Raw genomic sequence first — 19,693 nt, forward strand, 5'->3', positions numbered from 1 at the left:
TTGGTTCGCATGCGCTGTGCGACCGGGTGGACCCCTCGGCCGCGAAGCGGGCTGGTGCTATTTGGTGCTGAACCAGTTTGTTGAGTGGTGCGAAGCGGCAGACCGTGCGCGAGCCAAGCCCGGTTAGTCCTTCGAGGGCGACACTTAGGCGAGTGCCGCCGAGGACGAGAGAACTACCCAAACTACGTGTGACCGCGGGCGTATCGAGCTGCTTTCTTTGGTTACTTTCTTTGCAGCAGCAAAGAAAGTGACTGCCGCCCCGCACAGGGGCAGTGCTAATAGACCACAAAGAAGCCGGGACCCAGCGAAAAAAAAGAAAACCCCAATATACGCACCACACCCCAACACCCGAAACTTCGCAAGAACCCAATCAACCGAAGAAGGAAAACCCAGCCCATGACTCAACCCGCATCGAACAAATCGCTCGCCGGCAAAACGGCGCTCGTCACCGGCTCGACGAGCGGCATCGGCTTGGGCATCGCCACGGCCCTCGCGCAAGCCGGCGCGAATCTCGTGCTCAACGGTTTCGGCGATGTCGATGGCGCCCTCAAGCAAATCGAGGCCACCGGCGTCAAAGCCGTCCACCATCCGGCCGACATGACGAAGCCCGAAGACATCGAAGCGATGATCGCCTTCGCAATCGAACAATTCGGCGCCGTCGATGTGCTCGTGAACAACGCCGGCATCCAGCACGTCGCAACCATCGACGAATTCCCCGTCGATCGCTGGGACGCAATCATCGCCATCAATCTGAGCTCCGCGTTCCACACGATGCGCGTCGCCCTGCCGCAAATGCGCGCCCGCAACTGGGGACGCGTGATCAATATCGCGTCGGTGCACGGGCTCGTGGGATCGGCAGGCAAGTCGGCTTATGTCGCCGCGAAACACGGGATTCTCGGCCTGACGAAAGTCGCCGCGCTCGAAAACGCCCGCTCCGGCGTGACCGTCAACGCAATCTGCCCGGGCTTCGTGCTGACGCCGCTCGTGCAGAAACAGATCGACGACCTCGCCGCTCGCGACTCGCTCACGCCCGACGCGGCGCGCGCGAAGCTCCTCGGCGATAAACAACCGTCCGCGCAATTCGTGACAGCGCAGCAGATCGGCGATATGGCCGTGTTCCTCTGCTCCGATGCCGCAAGCGAAATGCGCGGCTCGGCGCTGCAGATCGACGGCGGATGGAGCGCGCAGTAAGCAACGCGCGCCGCCTGATTTTCAGGCGGCGCGCAAATACGTAATGAATCGTAAAAACGGATGGATTGATTCGGTTTCCGCGAGCCATCCCATTATGGAGTTCATGTAACATCGGCCGATCAGCTGCGAATCGACTGACCCCGAAGCCATGAACTCACTTTCCGCACGCAATACGGCCAGCGATCCGGCCGGCGCTCATCGCGCGAAATCCCTCGTCATCTACCATTTCTTCGAGAAAGACAAGAACTATATTTATAATCTCGCGCATTTTCTCCTGTTCGGCTACTCGGAGGATTGCGATCACATTATCGTGATCGCGGGAGAGCACACGATCGATTTGCCGACACGGCATAATCTTCGATACGTTTTCACGGAAAACAAGCATAACGATTTCGGCGGCTATTCCGCGGTCATCAATGCGCTCGGAAACGACGCTCTGGCTTACGATTTCGTCTACTTCGTCAATTCATCGGTTCGCGGTCCATTCATGCCGCCGTATGCCGGACGCGACTGGAAAAGCGTGTTCAGCATGAAACTGACCGGCGACGTCGGGCTGGTGGGCCCCACCATTAATATCCTGTCGCAGGAATCGCCGTTCACCGAAGCGTTTCGTGCAAGTATTCCAGGTTTTCGCGAGCCGTTTTCACACGTTCAGACAATGGCCTACGCCATGCCGAAAACGACGCTCTCATATCTCATAGAATCCGGATTCTATTCGAACAATATCGATTTGACCAAAGAGCAGGTAGTTCTGAGGTATGAAATCCTGCTGTCCCAGCTCGTTCTGGCTCGCGGTCTGAATATCGCGGCGCTCCTGCCTGAGTTTAATAAGATTGATTATCGGAACTCGCATGTCGACTTAGACCCGGGCGTACATCGATCGCAGGGAGATCCGAGCTGTGCCTATAGTTATTTCGGCCGAAGCGCACATCCGTTCGAAGTAATCTTCGTCAAAACGAACCGGGGTATTTTCAGCGAAGATTATCTCGATCGTCTGACATACAGCGCGTTGAACCAGATGAGCGAGTCGCCGGAGTGGACGGATTGCGGATTCATGAAAGAGTATATCGACAGGATCAATACGGTCTCACGCTCGGCCGAAATCGTGCAAATGGGCCCCTTCCAGATGAACGTTGAGCAAATCGTGCAATTGACGGAAGCATGCCTGCAGATACATCCGGAATCGCGCGAGGTGTTCGAAACGATCCTGAATCGTTATCGATCCGCATGACGCCCCTATCGGCGGCAATTCGTCACACTTGAGCGTTTTCGTCGGATTCCCCTAAAGATCGTGGGGGCTTCGGCCGTTATGTCCTTGGAATCGTGAATCGAAATAAGCAAGGACATCATGCGTAATAACCAGCCCGTCACCCAGCAAGAGTTCGAATTCCACGCCTCGGAGATGCTCGTCTCCTCCACCGATCTTTCCGGCAACATCCAGTACTGCAATCCGGCGTTCGTGTCGGTGTCCGGCTTCTCGCGCGCCGAGTTGATCGGCCAGCCGCACAACATCATCCGTCATCCCGACATGCCGCGCGAAGCCTTCGCCGATCTCTGGGCGACCGTGCGCGCCGGCCGCTCGTGGACCGCGCTCGTCAAAAACCGCCGCAAGAACGGCGACCACTACTGGGTGCGCGCGAACGTCACGCCGGTGATGGAGCACGGCAAGGTCGTGGGCTATCTGTCCGTGCGCGTGAAGCCGGCGCGCGACGAAGTGCGCGAGGCCACCGCGCTCTATGCGCAGATCAAGGCGGGCAACGCGTCGCACCGGCTCGTGCGCGGCGCGCTCGTCAAGCACGGCATCGCAGGCAAGCTCGCGGCGCTCGCGAACCTGCCGGTGCGCGCGCGGCTCGCCACAGCTTTCGCGGCCGTGCCCGTCAGCATGCTGGCCGCGGCGCTGGCCGGCTGGCGCGGCGCGCCGCCGCTGCCTTTCTGGATCGCGCTCGGCGTGAGTTCGGCCGCGAGCTTCGCGGGCTGGTTCGCGCTCTCACGTCAGGTCGATGCCCCCGTGCGCACGATGTCCAGCTTCGCCGCGCGCATGGCCGCGGGCGATCTGACGGTCGACATGCCCGATGCGCGCCACGACGATCTCGGCGACGTGCAGCGCGCGCTCGGCCAGTTGAAGGCGAATCTCGCGGCGATCGTGTTCGATGTGCGCGGTCAGATCGGCGGCATGCTCGAGGCCGCGAACGAGATTTCGAGCGGCAACACGGATCTGTCGCGCCGCACCGAGATGCAGGCGGCATCGCTCGAACAGACGGCTGCGACGATGGATCAGCTCACCACGACCGTCCAGGGCAACGCCGACGCCACCGTGCGTGCGCTCGAACTCGTGAAGGAAGCGCAGGCGGCGGCCGACGACGGCGGGCGCATCGCGAGCCAGGTCGAGCAGACGATGGCGGGCATCACGACGGCGTCGCGGCGCATCGCGGACATCACCGATGTCATCGACGGCATCGCGTTCCAGACCAACATCCTCGCGCTCAACGCGGCCGTCGAGGCGGCGCGCGCGGGCGAAGCGGGCCGCTCGTTCGCCGTGGTCGCGACCGAAGTGCGCAATCTGGCGCAGCGCTGCGCAGCATCGGCGAAGGAAATCGAGGACGTGGTGGCGACGAGCGTCGCGCAGATCGCGGAAGGCACGAGCCTCGTCACGCGCACGACGAGCCAGATGCGCGCCATCGACGAAGCGGTGAACCGCGTCTCGACGATCATCATGGAAGTGGCGAAGGCGAGCGGCGAGCAGGCCGAGGGCATCGCGCAGGTGAATCAGGCGGTCGCCCATCTCGACGATTCGACTCAGCAGAACGCCGCGCTCGTCGAGCAGGCGGCGGCCACGGCGCAGCGCCTCGCGGAACGCGCCGTCGTGCTGGACGAGGCGGTGCGGCTCTTCACGGTCGCCAAGGCTTGAGATCGGCAGCGTCGAAACACGCATCGCTTGGTACTATCGGGGCATTGCCAACGAGGAGTGTCTCCGATGACCGCTGAGAACAATCGCACGGAAGAAGCGCGAGCGATGGAACGCATCGTCAACGCGACGCGCCAGGTTCAGTCCGCTTTCCTGGCGCTGCAGAAGCAGTTTCCGCCCGAAGGCGACGGCCGGCCGTCGCAGATCGCGTTGCAGACTTTCGACGCCGCGCTCCAGGAACTCGAAGACGCGCAAGCCGCCTTCGACACCATGCTCAACGATCTGTTCGACGGGAATCGTTAAACCGGCACGTCCTCGCGCGGGCCGCTCAGCGCGGTTTCGTCGCCGGTGCCGGTAAGACCGGCCCACGGCACGCCGTCGGCGGACTGACGGCGCGCGGCGGCCACGCAAGCCTCGACCAGTTCCCTGAACGACACCGCCGCCGAACTCGTGCGCACGAGCACTTCGCCTTGCAGCGAACTGTCGGGGAATATCAGTCCGACGATCAGCTCCGCCGACGGCGCGCGCTGATGCAGCCGCCGCAGCAGATTGCGCAGATACGGCGGCGACTCGGCCGCATCGAACGACACGACGCAGATGATCGACACGCCGCCGAGATCGACTTCGCCGAAGCGTCCGCGCGAAAAGCGCTCGTAACCCGCCAGATCCGCGTACAGGCCATGCTTGCGAAAAAGCTGCACGGCGATGGTCGCGGCGAGATCGTCGAGCTCGCTTCGCCCCGCGATGCACAGCACCGACGCCGTGTGACCTTCCGCCTGCGCATCGAAGCGCGCGGGCGGCGTCTCGGGCCGCACTTGCAGCCCGTCCTCGGGCGACTCGAAGCTCGCGGGCAAGTCTTCCTTCGGCACGACGGTCACCGCCGTGTCCTCCGCATCCTCCAGCCCTTCGATGATGTCCAGCGCCGATTCGTTGATGCGCCGCAACTGGTCCGCCGTCACGACGCCGCGCAGCACGTCGTTGTGCGCGTAGCGCAGGCCTTCGAGCGCGACTTCGTCGTAATACGCGATCAGCGAGCGCTCCTTGAGCAGCGATTCGGCCTGCACGAGCGCCTCGTCGGGATCGTTCGCGAGCAGCCGCTGATAGAAGTTTTCGGCGGGCGTGAGCGCAGGCCGGTCGCCGAACAGCACGTCGAGAAATTCGAGGCGATCGACATGGCGGCCGAGAATCACGAGACAGAGCGTGAGCGGCGTCGAAAGCACGAGGCCGATCGGCCCCCAGATCCAGCTCCAGAAGATCGCCGCGACGATCACCGCGAACGGCGACAACCCCGTGCTGTGCCCGTACAGGAGCGGCTCGACGATCTGACCCGCGACGATATCCGTCACGCCGAAGAGCACGATGGTCCACACGAGCATCGCCCAGCCGGGACCGACCGCCGCCGCGAACACGACCGCGACGATCGCCGCGATCCACGTCCCGACATACGGCACGAAGCGCAAGAGCGCGGTCATCACGCCGAAGAGCAGCGCGCCCGGCACGCCGATGATCGCAAGCCCGATCGAAATGACGATGCCCACGCCCACGTTGATGCCGAGCTGCGCAAGGAAATAGCGCGACAGCCGCCGCGCGGCTTCGTCCATCGCGGTGGTGGCGCGATGCAGGTCGCGCGAGCCGAACAGCCGGATCAGCCGGTCGCGCAGATCTTCGCGCTGAAGCAGGATGAACACCGCGACCACGAGCACGATGCCGGTGGTTTCCAGCGGACTGATCACCGGCGACAGGAAGCGCTGCGCCAGTTCGAGCGGCGTCGGCGTGGGCTCGTGCACTTCGACGGGCATCGGCTGATCGATCGGCGACGCGGCCGGGTTGTCCTCGTTCTTCGGCTCCTGCTCGCGCGCGGGCGAGAGCCGTTTCAACGCACGCGATGCGCGGCCGAGAAACTCATCCGCGCGTCCGACGGTCATCTTCTGCACGGAATCGATCTTGCGCTCGACCGCCACCTGGTACTTCGGCAGATCGCCCGCGAGCTGCGCGACCTGAGCGCCGATCAGCGCGCCGACGGCCGTCAGCACCGACAGCGCGATCACCACCGCGACGATCACAGACGGCACTTGCCCGAGCCGCAGGCGCCGCAAGACGTCGACGAACGGCGCGAGCAGAAAGCTCAACAGAATCGCGAGGATGATCGGAATCATCACCGCGCGGCCGAAGTACAGCGCGCAAATGACGACGACGCCCGTCACGAGCGACGCGAGCGCGCGCACGCCGGGCGCCTCGGGCGGCAGGATCTTGGCGGGAGGCCGGCGCGGCGCGGGTGCTTGCGGCATGTGAACAGCTCGCTTTGAGTGTGGAGTCAGCGGAATCGGCCAGCTTGTGCGCCGGGAGCTAGAGAGAGCAGCAAGCAAGGCGCGTGCCGTCGGATCGGCGTCCACCGGCGCTCGCGGTGAGACTATTCGGGAGCCGAATTTTACAGCAATGGGTTCAACGGTGAGGAAATACGGGAGCGTGTATATCGCGCTCTATCGCGATGATCGAAACAATCAGTTGGATGCGCGAACCGCTCGCGTGCGAGATTGACGGACGCCGCCGACGACAAAAAAGGACATCATGGCAGTCGATTCACCCTGCATCAGCATCTGCAAGTTCGACGAGAAAACCGGCTTCTGCATCGGCTGTCTGCGCACGAAGGACGAGTGCAAAGAGTGGAAGAAGATGAAGGACAAGCATCGCGCGCGCATCGTCGATGAAAGGCCGAAGCGCAAGGCGAAGCTGAAGAAGCACGCGAAGTAGGCGTCGCGAAAGAACAAACGCTGGACTGGTCGGCAGAAGGGTGATGGCTGTCTCGCCGTGCGCGAGGGCTACACTGAATGATGACTTGCAGGGAGTCCATCATGAACGTGACCCGCGCCGTACTCGTCATCGCATCGGCCTTTGCCGTCGCGCCGGCTTTTGCGCAGCTTCATCCGAGCGCCGAAACCGACATGTACGCGCCGCAGAACAGCACGAAGCTTATGCCCGACGCGCCGCTCGGCAGCCAGTATCCGACGCACGGCAACGCGCAGGCCGGCGAGCTGAATCTCAATCCGAGCGATCCGCGCGCCCAACTCGTCAACGGTCTGCCGAACAACGCCAACAGCGGCGGCTACGGCTCGCCGCTCGCGGGCAACAAGGCGAACGTGCCGCGCGGTGAATAAACCTGCGTGATGCCACGCACCGAACTCGCGCTCACCATTCTCGATCCGAGAATAGTGATTTGAAATTCGACGCTATTCTCCTTCTCACGGCAAGAACTGATACTTGATTCACAGGACGGGGCCTCTCCCGGCCATCCACCGAATCAGGGAACTTGCCATGAAGCTTTTTTACCATCCGCTGTCCGGTCATTCGCACCGCGCGCGTTTATTTCTGAGTCTGCTCGGCGTCGACCACGAAGAAGTGTTCCTCGATCTCGCCGCCGCCGCGCACAAGGCGCCCCAATTCCTGGCGATGAACCGCTTCGGCCAGATTCCCGTTCTCGTCGATGGCGACGTCATCATCGCCGATTCGAACGCGATCCTCGTCTACCTCGCGCAAAAAGCCGGCGATAAGAAGTGGCTGCCCGAAACGCCCGCGCAAGCCGCCGCCGTGCAGCGCTGGCTTTCGGTCGCGGCCGGGCAGATCGCGTTCGGCCCCGCCGCCGCGCGTCTCATCACCGTGTTCGGCGCGAAGTTCGACGCGGAGGAAGTCATCGCCCGCGCGCACAACGTCCTCAAGGTGATCGACGCCGAACTGGCGAATCGCAGCTGGATCGCCGATATCGACGCCGCGCATCCGACCATCGCGGACATCGCGCTGTACAGCTACATCTCGAGCGCGCCCGAAGGCAACGTCGATCTTGCCGCCTACGCGAACGTGAACGCGTGGCTCGAGCGCGTCGAGGCACTGAAGGGCTTCGTTCCGTTTCAGAAGACGGCCGCGGGTCTCGCGGCGTAAAGTGAGCGCGGGGTCAGCGCCCCGCCTGTATCGACGAGGCATACGATCATGTCCGCTTCCACGCTTCCCGATGTCGCAACAGTCGCCACGCCTTCGCCGTGGCATCGCGGCGAAGTCGCCATTCAGAAAGCCTTCGGCGTCGACGCGCGCATGGACGGCGTCGGGCGGCGCGTCGTGCGCGATTACATGCCGGATCAGCATCGCCAGTTCTTCGGGCAATTGCCGTTCGTCGTGGCGGGTTCCGTCGACGAACGCGGCGATGCCTGGGCGACGCTGCTCGCCGGTCATCCCGGCTTCATGCGCACGCCCGATGCAAAAACCTTGTCGATGAGCGGCGCACGCGATCCGCTCGATCCCGCCGATGCCGGCATGAACGACGGCGCGTCGATCGGCCTGCTCGGCATCGAGATGCACACGCGCCGCCGCAATCGTCTGAACGGCGTGATTCGTCGCGATGGCGCGAACGCCGCGTTCGATGTGTCCGTCGAGCAGAGCTTCGGCAATTGCCCGCAATACATTCAGTTGCGCGATGTCGAGTTCGTGCGCGATCCGGCCGTGCCCTCGCCCGTGCCGCCGCTCCGACTCGACACCCTCTCGCCGCGCGCGAAAGCGATGATCGCGGGCGCGGACACGTTCTTCGTCGCATCGTATTTCGATCGCGAGGACGGGCATCGGCAAGTGGACGTGTCGCATCGCGGCGGCAAGCCGGGTTTCGTGCGGCTGTCGGACGACGGCACGCTCACGATTCCCGATTTCGCCGGCAATCTCTTTTTCAACACGCTCGGCAATATTCTCGTGAACGGGCGCGCGGGCCTCGTGTTCGCGGACTTCGAAACGGGCGACGTGCTGCAGCTCGCGGGCGATGCCGACGTGCTGCTCGATTCGCCCGAAACCGCCGCGTTCCAGGGCGCGGAGCGGCTGTGGCGCTTCACGCCGCGCCGCGTGTTCTATCGCGCGGCGGCGTTGCCTTTGCGATGGAAGGCGCGCCGCGACGGCGCGTCGCCCAATTCGCTGATGACGGGCGACTGGGCGCAAGTGGCCGAGCGTCTGAAGGCGGCCGCGCTCGCGAACGTGTGGCGCGAATTCCGCGTGAGCAAGATCGTCGATGAAAGCGATGCGATCCGCTCGTTCCATCTCGAACCGGCCGATGGCGCGGGCATCGTCGTGCACAAGGCGGGGCAGCATCTGCCGATCCGCGTGACGCTGCCCGGCGATGCGAAGCCGCAGATTCGCACTTACACGCTTTCGGTCGCGCCGTCGGACGGCGTGTATCGCATCAGCGTGAAGCGCGACGGACGCGTGTCGGCGCATCTGCACGACACGTTGAAAGCGGGCGATGTCATCGAGGCGCGCGCGCCGGCGGGCGATTTCACGATCGATCCGCTGGAGCACCGGCCTGCCGTGCTGATGGCGGCGGGCGTCGGCATCACGCCGATGCTCGCGATGCTGCGGCATCTCGTCTACGAAGGTTTGCGGAAGCGCCGCGTGCGTCCGGTGTGGATGATCGTGTCGGCGCATTCGCTCGCGAGCCGCGCGTTTTCGCGGGAAATCGATGCGCTCGCGCAAAGCGCGGGCGGCGCGGTGACCGTGATCCGCGTGCTGAGCGACACGAACGGCGCGCAGTTCGAGCGCGATTACGATGTGTCGGGGCGCATCGATATCGATCTGCTGACGAGCCGCCTGCCCTTCAACGACTACGATTTCTATCTGTGCGGGCCGGGCGCGTTCATGCAGTCGATCTACGATGGCCTGCGCGCGCTCAACGTCGCCGATGCGCGTGTGCATGCGGAAGCGTTCGGTCCATCGGCGCTGAAGCGCACGGCGGATCGCGGCGCGGACGTGAAACCGATGCGGCCCGCCGCGACCGAACCCGTGAAGATCGAATTTCTGAAGTCGGGCACGCGCGCGCAATGGAAGCCGGGCAGCGGCACGTTGCTGGAACTCGCGGAGGCGAGCGGTTTGTCGCCCGAGTTCAATTGCCGGGGCGGCACGTGCGGCACTTGCCGGACGCGCGTCGTGCAGGGCGCGGTGTCGTATGAGAACGAGCCGGCGTTTCATGCCGGCGAGGATGAAGCGCTGATTTGCTGCGCGATGCCGGCGGCTGGAGAGGGAGAGGCGCTCGTGCTCGATGTGTGATGATTGTGCCCCGCCCCCATATCCACGAGAATGCACGGCATCCTTCAAGCTGGCACGCCGCGCTTTCTCATGGACCGTTTACAGGCAATGACGACCTTCGTCACGGTGGTCGAAACCGGCGGCTTCGCATCGGCGGCGCGCAAGCTCGATGTGTCGCCGTCGGTCGTGAGCCGCGTCGTGACCGAACTCGAAGAGCATCTCGGCGTGCGCCTGCTTACGCGTACCACACGCGTCGTGCGTCTCACCGACGCCGGCAGCGGCTACTTCGAGGACTGCCGCCGCATCCTCGGCGAAATCGACAACGCCGAGCTTTCCGCGACCGGCACGCATTCGTCGCCGCGCGGCCTGCTCTCGATCACCGCGCCGGTCATGTTCGGCCGGCTGCACGTCACGCCGATCATCCTCGACTATCTCGGCCGCTATCCCGAAGCCGATGCAAGCTGCTGGTTCGTCGACCGCGTCGTGAATCTCGTCGACGAAGGCATCGACGTGGCCGTGCGCATCGCGCAACTGCCGGATTCGTCGCTGCAGGCGATCAACGTCGGGCGCGTGCGGCGCGTGCTGTGCGCATCGCCCGCCTATCTCGCGAAGCACGGCACGCCGCGTCATCCGGACGATCTCGCGCAACATGTGATCATTGCGTCGACGGGCTCGTCGACGCCGCCGGAATGGCGGCTTCAGGACGGCGAGCGCCAGTTTCTCGTGCGCTCGCATCCGCGTCTCACGACGACGACCAACGATTCGGCCATCGCCGCCGCGCTCGCGGATTTCGGCATCGCGCGGCTTATGTCGTATCAGGTCGCGCAGCACGTGACCGACGGGCGCCTTTCGATCGTGCTGCCCGACTTCGAGCCGCCGCCCTTGCCGATTCATCTCGTGCATCGCGAAGGGCGTCACGTCACGCAAAAGGTGCGCGCGTTTCTCGACCTCGCCGTGGCGACGCTGCGCGCGGATGAATCGTTGCGCTAAGCGCGCTAAACATACGCGTTGTCGGTGACAAAACGTCCATCGCCCGTCGAATCGAACGGCCGTTAGCACGACTGCCGTGCAAAATGCCGGCAAAACATGCAACATAGCTGTCTCGAACGATCTCACCGATCGCCGCGCTTTCGGCTTATCTGAACCTTTACCGGCTCAAGCACCATGACGAATCCAACTTCTCCCTTGAACGAACGCCCGCTCGACATGATCATCTTCGGGGGCGGCGGAGACCTGGCGGCGCGCAAGCTGCTGCCGGCGCTCTACATGGCGCACACGCACTGCAACCTTCCCGCCGACACGCGCATTCTCGCCATCGGCCGCAAGGACTGGACGCGCGAGGATTACCTCAAGAACTTCATGGAAGAGCAGGCGCGCCCGTTCATCGAATCCAAAGTGTTCGATGCGCAGTCCTGGGACAAATTCCTCGCGCTCTTCGACTACGTACGCATCGACGTGGAAAATCCGGGCGATTTCGAGCGTCTCGCGCAGGCCGTGCGCCCCGGCTCGCAGCGCGTGCTGTATCTGTCGACGTCGCCGGAACTGTTCGTCACCATCTGCACCAACCTCGATAACGCGGGCATTCTCGACGAGCACGCGCGCGTCGTGCTGGAAAAGCCGCTCGGCCACGATCTCGCCTCGGCGGTCGCCATCAACGATGCGGTCGGCAAGCACTTCAAGGAAGAGCAGATTTATCGCATCGACCATTATCTCGGCAAGGAAACCGTGCAGAACCTGATGGTGCTGCGATTCGGCAACGCGATCTTCGGCCCGCTGTGGCAGGCGCCGTATATCAAGAGCGTGCAGATCACGGTGTCGGAGACGGTGGGCGTCGGCAGCCGCGCGGGCTTCTACGATCACACCGGCGCACTGCGCGACATGGTGCAGAACCACTTGCTGCAACTGCTTTGCATCGTCGCGATGGAACCGCCCGTCTCGCTCGATCCGGACGCCGTGCGCGACGAAAAACTGAAGGTGCTGAAGTCGCTGCGGCCGATGACCGTCGCGGACATCGCCCGCGACACCGTGCGCGGCCAGTACACGGCGGGCGCGGTCGGCGGCGAGGCGGTGAAGGGGTATCTCGAAGAGCAGAACGTGCCCGCCGACAGCCGCGCGGAAACGTTCGTCGCGTTGCGCGCGCATATCAACAACTGGCGCTGGGCCAACGTGCCGTTCTTCCTGCGCACGGGCAAGCGCATGCAGAATCGCCGCTCGGAGATCGTCATCGACTTCGCGGATCTGCCGTTCTCGATCATTCCCGATGGTCCGCGTCACTACGGCAACCGCCTCACGATCACGTTGCAGCCGGAAGAATCGATCCAGCTTCAGATGTTGGCGAAGGAGCCGGGCAGCGGCATGCACATGCAGCCGGTCACGCTCAATCTCGACTTGCAGCAGGCCATGACGCAGCGCCGCGCGGAAGCGTATGAGCGCCTGCTCATCGACGTGATTCGCGGCCGCCTCACGCATTTCATGCGCCGCGACGAACTGGAAGCGGCATGGACGTGGGTCGAGCCGATTCTCAACGGTTGGAAGGAACTCGGCGACCGGCCGCGCGGTTATACGGCGGGAACGTTCGGCCCGGCCGCCTCGAGCGCGTTGATGGCGCGTGAGAATCTCGCCTGGGCGGAAGAAGCCTGATTCACCGCATCGCGGCATGCGGTGTCCGGCGCGCGGTCCATAGCGCGCCGGCCGCCATTACCGCCGACAACACCACGATTCCCGCGAGTATCCCTTCGAGGCGCATCAGCGCGGGCATCGGGTCGGACGACCAATGGTGATCCTGCACGAACACCATGATGAACGCGATGCCGAACTGCCGCCCGACATAGCTCGCGCCTTGCGTTCCGGTTTGCACGTGACAGCCGATCCACACGCCCGCGCACAGCGCGAGCATGCAGGCGAACGGGTTGTCGCCCAATAAGGGCAGCAGCGCGAGGCTCAACGCGCCCGCCAGCAGACAGCCGATGAAACGCTGAATCATGCGCTCGGCGACCGGCTTGCTGGTCGGCTTGCCGAGCGCCGATGCGGGCAGGATCAGCACGGCGACCGCCGTCACCATCGCCTGCGCGAAGCCGGGCAGGTTCCACGCATACGCGAGCGCGGCGAGGATCATCACCGACCACGCGCCTTCCCATGCGAGGCGCCTGCGCATGGCGAGCGCGATCTGGCCGGCGCGCGCGACGTGCATCGCATCGAGCGCCTGCACGGCGCGGGCGGCATCGGAAGGAATGACGGTGACGGTTTGCGCGTTGACGCCATCGACACGATCCACCGTCGATGCCGCCTGAGCGCGCGGCACCGGCGCCGCCCCGCGCAACTTCCGGTAGTGCTGCACGCCTGCATGAAAGAGCGCAGACACGGCCACGCACGCCACCGTTCCGACGACCACTTCGGCGACGCGCAGCAGCGCGAACGACGCCGTCGCGGCCGCGGACACGAGCCGATGCGCCTCGAAGGTCACCATCAGCGCGGTCACGCCGCCGAGCACCCACGCGTAGCCCGCGTCCGAAACCAGCGCGCGATACACCGACATGCCGACGAGCGCGCCGAGCAGCGGCACGAAGAGCCACGGCACGTCGCCGATCAGCGGTCCGGCCACGGCGCCGATCAGCGCGCCCGCGATCGTCCCGACCACGCGATGCACGCCGCGCTGCGCGCACGCCGAGAATTTCGACTGCATCACCGCGAAGCCGCTGATCGCGGCCCACCAGATGTTGCTCAGATGGAATGCATAGGCGAGCGCGACGGCCAGCCCGACGGACAACATCGCTTGCGTGGCGAAGAGCGCGCGCGCGGGCGTCGGCCTGATCGCGATGAGTTCGCGCCCGAGCGCGGCGAAGGCGTCACGGACGATGTGGACGAACGCGCCCACGGCTGCGGCGCTTTCGTCGGAGATGGAATGGGCGCTTCGGGGGGGATCGTCGGTCGGCATCGTGCTCGCGAGTGATCGGGCGTCTGGCTTGAGCGTAGCCCCCCATCGTCCGGATGCAAAGCCGAACCGCGAAAGTGCGGCAAATCCGCTACACGCGCGATGTCAGCAAGCGAAGGCCCGCCGCGCCGAACACGAGCGCGAGACACGCATCGAGGCCGCGCTGGATGCGCTGGTAGAGGCGGCGCGCGGAGGCCATCGAGAAGAGCGCGGCATAGCCGCCGAACACGCATGCGCCGATGCACAGACACCCCGCGACCACGACGAGCATATGTCCCGGCCCTTCCCCCGCCGACGAACCGAGCGCCGCCACCGACATCCACACGAGAATCGCCTTCGGATTCGTGAGATGCAGCAGCGCGCCGCGCGCGTAAAGTTTGCGGCCGCTTTGCCCTTGCGCATCCGCCGGCGAGGTCCGCAGCGGCGGCTTCCACGCCGCGCGCCCCGACTTGAATGCGAGCCACAACAGATACAGCCCGCCGCAGATCTTCACGCCGACGAGAAAGCCCGAGTACGCCGTCAGCGCGGCGGAAAGGCCGAGCGCGGCGAGGATCGCCCAGAAGAACGAGCCGGACATCACGCCCGCCGCGAATGCGAAGGCCGCGCGCCGCCCCGACGTGCTCGCGATGGACATGATCGCGAGATTGCTCGGCCCGGGACTCGCGGTGCCGACGAAATACGCCGAATAAGCGATAAGCAGATTGGCGCTGATCAAGGCGTGGCCGGTCATGGTGATCGTGTCTCCGGTTGGAATAGCGACAGTGTCGTGCAGCGAAGGCGCACGCGTCCATGAACGCTTCGCATTTTCGCGGGCAGGCCAATTCCTTGCGTATATGCACGCCGATGCTATCTTTGAATGCGCACATGCCCCTCTCACAAGGACACATCATGGCGAAAGTACTGGTTCTCTACTATTCGATGTACGGCCACGTCGAAACAATGGCGCAGGCCATTGCAGAAGGCGCGCGCGGCGTCGCGGGCGCGGAAGTCACGCTCAAGCGCGTGCCCGAAACGATTCCCGCCGATCAGGCCGCGAAGATCGGCGTGAAGCTCGATCAGCAGGCGCCCGTCGCCACTGTCGACGAACTCGCGAACTACGACGCGATCATCTTCGGCACGCCTACGCGTTTCGGCAACATGGCGGGCCAGATGCGCACGTTCCTCGACCAGACGGGCGGGCTGTGGGTGAAAGGCGCGCTCGTCGGCAAGATCGGGAGCGTGTTTTCATCGACGGCTTCGCAACACGGCGGCCAGGAAACCACGATCACGTCGTTCCATAACACGTTGCTGCATCATGGAATGGTGATCGTCGGCGTGCCGTATGCGTGCGCCGGGCTCACGAACATGAGCGAGGTTTCGGGCGGCACACCGTACGGCGCGACCACGCTCGCCTCGCCCGACGGCAGCCGCCAGCCTTCGCAAAACGAACTCGATATCGCGCGCTATCAGGGCAAGCACGTCGCCGAACTGGCCAGTAAGCTCGCCGGATAGACGCGTTATCGCGCATAGCGTTCGAGACCTTCGGCGAGCGCGTCGAAGGTCGCGCGGCAGCGTGGGCTCGCGCGCAAGTCTTCGTGCATCGTCACCCATGTTTCGAGCTGGAACGCGAACGCGTTGGGCAACACGCGCACGAGCGCATCGCCGCGCGCGAGCGCGACCTGACACATGCCGATGCCCGCGCCCGCGCGAATCAACGCGAGTTGCGCGAGGTCGCTGTCGGCGCGCAGTGCGAACGCGTCGCGCGTGAAGCCGGGCAGCGCCTTGCTCGCGCCGCGTAAAAACGCGGTGGGCTTGTCGAAGCCGATCACTGTGTGCTCCCACAGCGCCTTCGCGTTGCGCGGCGTGCCGTGCCTGTCGAGATAATCGCGGCGCGCGTGCAGGCCAACTTCGATGCTTCCCACACGGCGCGCCACGAGTTGCGCCTGACTCGGCCGCACCATGCGCACGGCGATATCGGCTTCGCGCTGCAAAAGATCCTGCACGCGGTTGCTCAGCACGAGCTCGACGACGAGCCGCGGATGCCGCTCGCGCAGAGCCGCGATAATCGGCGGCAGCACTTCCACGCCGACGATCTCGCTCGCCGATACCCGCACGACGCCCTGCACGCCCGCGCCGTCGGCATGACCGCTTGCCGCGCGTTCCAGCGATGCGGCCGTGTGCTGCATCGCCTCGGCGTGCGAGCGCAGCGCGAGCGCGACATCGGTCGGTTGCAGGCCGAGTTGCGAACGCGTGAAGAGGCTCACGTTCAATGCATGTTCCAGCGCTTCGACATGACGCCCCGCTGTCGGCTGCGTGATGCCGAGCGCGCGCGCCGCGCCGGAAAGCGAGCCTTCCTGAAGCACCGCGAGAAACGTGCGATACAGTTCCCAGCCGATATTTTCCGCCATACGAATTTGTATATCCGATCTACACAGTTAGGCAATTTTATTGCAACGCGAAAGCGCGGAGAATCGGCTTATCGACATAGCGATCGGAGCACGGCATGGCACACGGAGAATCGGTTCTGGTACTCGGCGCGACGGGCGGCATCGGCGGAGAAGTCGCGCGGCAGTTGCGCGATGCGGGCTGGAAGGTGCGCGGTCTGCGTCGCACGGTGAAGCCGGATGCAGAAGGCATCGAATGGATGCAAGGCGATGCGCTGAATCGCGATGACGTCGCTCGCGCGGCGCGTGGCTGCGCGGTCATCGTGCATGCGGTCAATCCGCCGGGCTACAGACGCTGGGCGGAACTCGTGCTGCCGATGCTCGACAACACCATCGCGGCTGCGAAGCGCGAGCGCGCGACGATCGTCTTGCCGGGCACGATCTACAACTTCGGCCCGGACGCATTTCCCGTGTTGAACGAAGACTCGCCGCAACATCCGCTCACGCGCAAGGGTGCGATTCGCGTCGAGATGGAAGCGCGTCTGAAACGTGCGAGCGACGAAGGCGCGCGCGTGCTGATCGTACGCGCCGGCGATTTCTTCGGACCGAAGGCCGGCAACAACTGGTTCTCGCAAGGTCTCGTGAAGCCGGGGCAGCCGGTCGGCAGGATCAGTTATCCGGGCGCACGAGGCGTCGGGCATGAATGGTCGTATCTGCCCGACGTCGCGCGCACGATGGTCGATCTGCTCGCGCGTCGCGACGTGCTCGAACCGTTCGCGCGCTTTCACATGGCCGGCCATTGGGACGATGACGGCACGCGCTTCATCACGGCGATGCAGCGCGTGATCGAACGCTGCACGGGACGCAAACCGGGCATCGCCGCGTTCCCGTGGTGGCTGCTCACGCTGGCATCGCCATTCAATGCGACGTTTCGCGAAATGCGCGAGATGCGCTATCTATGGCGCACGCCGATCCGCATGGACAACGCGCGCCTCGTCGCGGCGCTCGGCCGCGAGCCGCACACGCCGCTCGAAGACGCGATCGAAGCGACGCTCGCCGGTCTCGGCTGCATCGAGCCTAGCGGCCGTATCGACGCTCAGGCTTCGACGTCGAGCTTCACTTCGTAGAGCGACTTGCCGTTCAGATCGTGCAACGAGACCGTCAGCGCGCGACTCTGCGGATCGATCTTCGCGCGGCCATAGAACTGCTGCAGCGCCGCCGGCGAACGGTTCTGCGGATTGTCCTTCGGCACGCTCACGTAGCGCAGCTCCGGACCGAACGTCATGTCGAGATCGTTCGGTCCGAACGTGCCCGCGTTGATCGGCCCGCCGACGAATTCCCAGAAGGGCTTGAACTCCGTGAACTTCGCGCGCGACGGATCGTAGTGCGTCGCCTGCGCGTAGTGCACATCGGCCGTGATCCACACGACGTTCCTGATGTCTTCCTGCTTGATGAAGCGCAGGATGTCGGCAAGCTCCAGTTCGCGGCCCGACGGCGCGCCGTTGTCCGCATTCGCCCACGCTTCGAACGTGCCCTTGGGTACATCGGGATTCAGATCGGGCACGACGAGCGAGATCGGCATATCGCTCGCGATCACCTTCCACGTCGCGCGCGACGCCTTCAACGATGCCTTCAGCCACGCGGTCTGTTGCGAGCCGAGAAACGCCGAATCCGCATCGAGGCGCGTCTGTCGGTTCGGCGAGTTCGCGCCGCGATACGAACGCTCGTCGAGCATGAACACATCGAGCAGCGGGCCGAACTGAAAGCCGCGATACACCTGTTCCGGATCGAGCTGATTGATGCGATACGGGTTGTATTCGAACATCGCCTGCTTCGCGCGCGCTTCGAGCAGGTTGATCGAGCGCGTCTGATAGCGCTTCTCCGCTTCGCCGATCACCTGTCCGGGATACCAGTTGTTGCGCACTTCGTGATCGTCCCATTGCACGAGGAACGGCACTTCGGCTGCGAAGCGGCGCTTGTTTTTATCGAGCTGGTTATACGCGAAGGCCGCGCGATAGTCGTCGAGCGTCTGCGCGACATGCGACTTGCCTTCGGTCACGATGTTCGTCCACATCGTGCCGTCGGGCAGCTTTACTTCGGATTCGATCACGCTGTCCGCATAGATCTGATCGCCCTGATGGATGAAGAAATCCGGCGCTTCGCGACGCATCGCTTCATAGATGCGATAACCGCCGAAGCGCTCGTTGATGCCCCAGCCCTGCCCCGCTTCATCGCCGGAAAAGACGAAACAGATGGGCTTATTCGCATCGATCGATGCCGTGCGCAGGCGGCCCGTCACCGGCTCGCTGTAGGCCTTGCCATCGACGAGATCGGCGAAGCGCACACGATAGAACACTTCGGCGCCGGGCGGCAGGCCGGTCAGATCGACACGCGCCGTGAAGCCGCTGCTTTCGAGCGCGGCCGGTCCGATACGCCGCTGAGACGTCGTGAAGCGCTCGCTCGTCGAATATTCGACGATCATGCGCGACGGCCGGTCCGCGCGGCTCCAGACGATGCCGCTCGTCGCGGTGACATCGCCGCTCATCACGCCGCCGGGCAGTTGCGGACGCAGCCTGTCTGCGGTGACGACGGCGGGCGCGACGCCTTGCGCGAGCGCATCGGCGAGACCCGCGCCCGTGAGCGCGAGCCCCGTGCCGGAAACGAGACCCTTCAACACGGTGCGTCGGGATGGTTTGATGATGCGATCCGGCATGGCGAGCTTCCTCTCGAACTGAACGATGATGTGCGCTGCGTCGAATCGACGATAGTAAAACGTAACGGTGTCGCTTTTGTTTCAACGGGCGCTCCATTGCCCGCCGCATCCGATGCGATCAGCACGCGCCGGTTGCTATAGCGGCTCACCGCATCGGACACGCGCTCTTCCCAGAAGCGCCAGTGCGTGGCCTGCGTGCGGCCTATCACGATGAGATCCGCATCGAACTCGCGCGCCGCCTGCGCGATCACGCGCGCGAGCGTCGTGCCGCCCGGCAGGTCCATCGTCACGCATACGCCGTTGATGCTCGATGCGCGTATCGCCTGTATCGTGCGCTTCTCGACTTCGCGCGCGAGTTCGTCGATATACGCGAGCGCCGCGCCGAAGTCGTGCTGCGCCGACGATATCGCCCAGAACGGCGCGCGGTCCACGACGTGAAGCGCGGTGAGTCGCGCGTTGGATTCGCGGGCCCGCGCGATGCCGAGCGAGAGCGCCGCATGGCTGCAATCCGGTCCCACGGCCACGAGAATGTGCTGCTGCAT

General features: G+C 64.5%; 18 protein-coding genes. 12 read left to right on the top strand and 6 right to left on the bottom strand.

What is annotated here, in order from left to right; all coding sequences use genetic code 11:
• Positions 1 to 396 precede the first annotated feature (396 nt).
• From AWB76_RS26275 to AWB76_RS26290, 4 genes are all read left to right on the top strand, one after another.
• Entirely contained in the window at positions 397 to 1,191 is a 795-nt protein-coding gene (locus AWB76_RS26275) for a 3-hydroxybutyrate dehydrogenase (RefSeq protein ID WP_061163054.1), read from the top strand.
• A 148-nt stretch (positions 1,192 to 1,339) separates the two neighbouring features.
• Complete coding sequence (locus AWB76_RS26280; protein ID WP_061163055.1) at positions 1,340 to 2,422, top strand: hypothetical protein; 1,083 nt, start codon at positions 1,340 to 1,342, stop codon at positions 2,420 to 2,422.
• Positions 2,423 to 2,539: 117 nt separating this feature from the next.
• On the top strand, positions 2,540 to 4,099 hold the full coding sequence (locus AWB76_RS26285; protein ID WP_061163056.1) for a methyl-accepting chemotaxis protein: 1,560 nt from the start codon (positions 2,540 to 2,542) through the stop codon (positions 4,097 to 4,099).
• A gap of 66 nt (positions 4,100 to 4,165) precedes the next feature.
• A complete protein-coding gene (locus tag AWB76_RS26290; protein ID WP_061163057.1) occupies positions 4,166 to 4,399 on the top strand; it encodes a hypothetical protein in 234 nt (77 codons plus the stop codon).
• Here AWB76_RS26290 and AWB76_RS26295 read toward each other — a convergent pair.
• A complete protein-coding gene (locus AWB76_RS26295; RefSeq protein ID WP_061163058.1) occupies positions 4,396 to 6,384 on the bottom strand; it encodes an AI-2E family transporter in 1,989 nt (662 codons plus the stop codon). The two genes, AWB76_RS26290 and AWB76_RS26295, sit on opposite strands and share 4 nt — an antisense overlap.
• Positions 6,385 to 6,664: 280 nt before the next feature.
• Here AWB76_RS26295 and AWB76_RS26300 point away from each other — a divergent pair, with 280 nt between their 5' ends.
• The 6 genes from AWB76_RS26300 (at position 6,665) to zwf (ending at position 12,784) form a co-directional block, all read left to right on the top strand.
• Positions 6,665 to 6,847 carry a DUF1289 domain-containing protein gene (locus AWB76_RS26300; RefSeq protein ID WP_061163059.1) on the top strand — a complete coding sequence of 61 codons (183 nt, stop codon included), beginning with the start codon at positions 6,665 to 6,667 and terminating at the stop codon, positions 6,845 to 6,847.
• Positions 6,848 to 6,948: 101 nt separating this feature from the next.
• Complete coding sequence (locus tag AWB76_RS26305) at positions 6,949 to 7,251, top strand: hypothetical protein (RefSeq protein WP_061163060.1); 303 nt, start codon at positions 6,949 to 6,951, stop codon at positions 7,249 to 7,251.
• Between the two features lie 157 nt (positions 7,252 to 7,408).
• On the top strand, positions 7,409 to 8,029 hold the full coding sequence (locus tag AWB76_RS26310) for a glutathione S-transferase family protein (protein ID WP_061163061.1): 621 nt from the start codon (positions 7,409 to 7,411) through the stop codon (positions 8,027 to 8,029).
• A gap of 48 nt (positions 8,030 to 8,077) precedes the next feature.
• Positions 8,078 to 10,165 (top strand): 2Fe-2S iron-sulfur cluster-binding protein, encoded by a 2,088-nt coding sequence (locus AWB76_RS26315; RefSeq protein ID WP_061163062.1) that lies wholly within the window; start codon positions 8,078 to 8,080, stop codon positions 10,163 to 10,165.
• Positions 10,166 to 10,234: 69 nt separating this feature from the next.
• Positions 10,235 to 11,134, top strand: a complete 900-nt coding sequence (locus tag AWB76_RS26320) for a LysR family transcriptional regulator (protein ID WP_061163151.1) — start codon at positions 10,235 to 10,237, stop codon at positions 11,132 to 11,134.
• 174 nt (positions 11,135 to 11,308) lie between these two features.
• Positions 11,309 to 12,784, top strand: coding sequence for a glucose-6-phosphate dehydrogenase (zwf, locus tag AWB76_RS26325; protein WP_061163063.1), 1,476 nt, complete (start codon positions 11,309 to 11,311; stop codon positions 12,782 to 12,784).
• Position 12,785: 1 nt separating this feature from the next.
• Here the strand turns inward: zwf and AWB76_RS26330 are convergent, their stop codons facing one another.
• Both AWB76_RS26330 and AWB76_RS26335 read right to left on the bottom strand, forming a co-directional pair.
• Positions 12,786 to 14,078: an FUSC family protein gene (locus AWB76_RS26330; RefSeq protein WP_061163064.1), complete on the bottom strand. Its 1,293-nt coding sequence runs from the start codon at positions 14,076 to 14,078 to the stop codon at positions 12,786 to 12,788.
• Positions 14,079 to 14,166: 88 nt separating this feature from the next.
• On the bottom strand, positions 14,167 to 14,805 hold the full coding sequence (locus AWB76_RS26335) for a LysE family translocator (protein WP_061163065.1): 639 nt from the start codon (positions 14,803 to 14,805) through the stop codon (positions 14,167 to 14,169).
• A gap of 158 nt (positions 14,806 to 14,963) precedes the next feature.
• Here AWB76_RS26335 and wrbA point away from each other — a divergent pair, with 158 nt between their 5' ends.
• Positions 14,964 to 15,566, top strand: a complete 603-nt coding sequence (wrbA, locus tag AWB76_RS26340) for an NAD(P)H:quinone oxidoreductase (protein ID WP_061163066.1) — start codon at positions 14,964 to 14,966, stop codon at positions 15,564 to 15,566.
• A gap of 5 nt (positions 15,567 to 15,571) precedes the next feature.
• On the opposite strand, the gene AWB76_RS26345 is transcribed toward wrbA, so the two are convergent.
• Entirely contained in the window at positions 15,572 to 16,462 is an 891-nt protein-coding gene (locus tag AWB76_RS26345; RefSeq protein WP_061163067.1) for a LysR family transcriptional regulator, read from the bottom strand.
• Positions 16,463 to 16,557: 95 nt separating this feature from the next.
• Between AWB76_RS26345 and AWB76_RS26350 the strand changes: the two genes are divergently transcribed.
• Positions 16,558 to 17,565 carry an SDR family oxidoreductase gene (locus AWB76_RS26350; RefSeq protein WP_061163068.1) on the top strand — a complete coding sequence of 336 codons (1,008 nt, stop codon included), beginning with the start codon at positions 16,558 to 16,560 and terminating at the stop codon, positions 17,563 to 17,565.
• Here AWB76_RS26350 and AWB76_RS26355 read toward each other — a convergent pair.
• Entirely contained in the window at positions 17,535 to 19,151 is a 1,617-nt protein-coding gene (locus AWB76_RS26355) for an alkaline phosphatase D family protein (protein WP_061163069.1), read from the bottom strand. The genes AWB76_RS26350 and AWB76_RS26355 overlap by 31 nt on opposite strands.
• Positions 19,109 to 19,693, bottom strand: coding sequence for a universal stress protein (locus AWB76_RS26360; RefSeq protein WP_061163070.1), 585 nt, complete (start codon positions 19,691 to 19,693; stop codon positions 19,109 to 19,111). Before AWB76_RS26360 ends, AWB76_RS26355 begins: the two co-directional genes overlap by 43 nt.

The sequence above is a fragment of the Caballeronia temeraria genome, from assembly GCF_001544795.2.
Classification (GTDB): Bacteria; Pseudomonadota; Gammaproteobacteria; order Burkholderiales; family Burkholderiaceae; genus Caballeronia; species Caballeronia temeraria.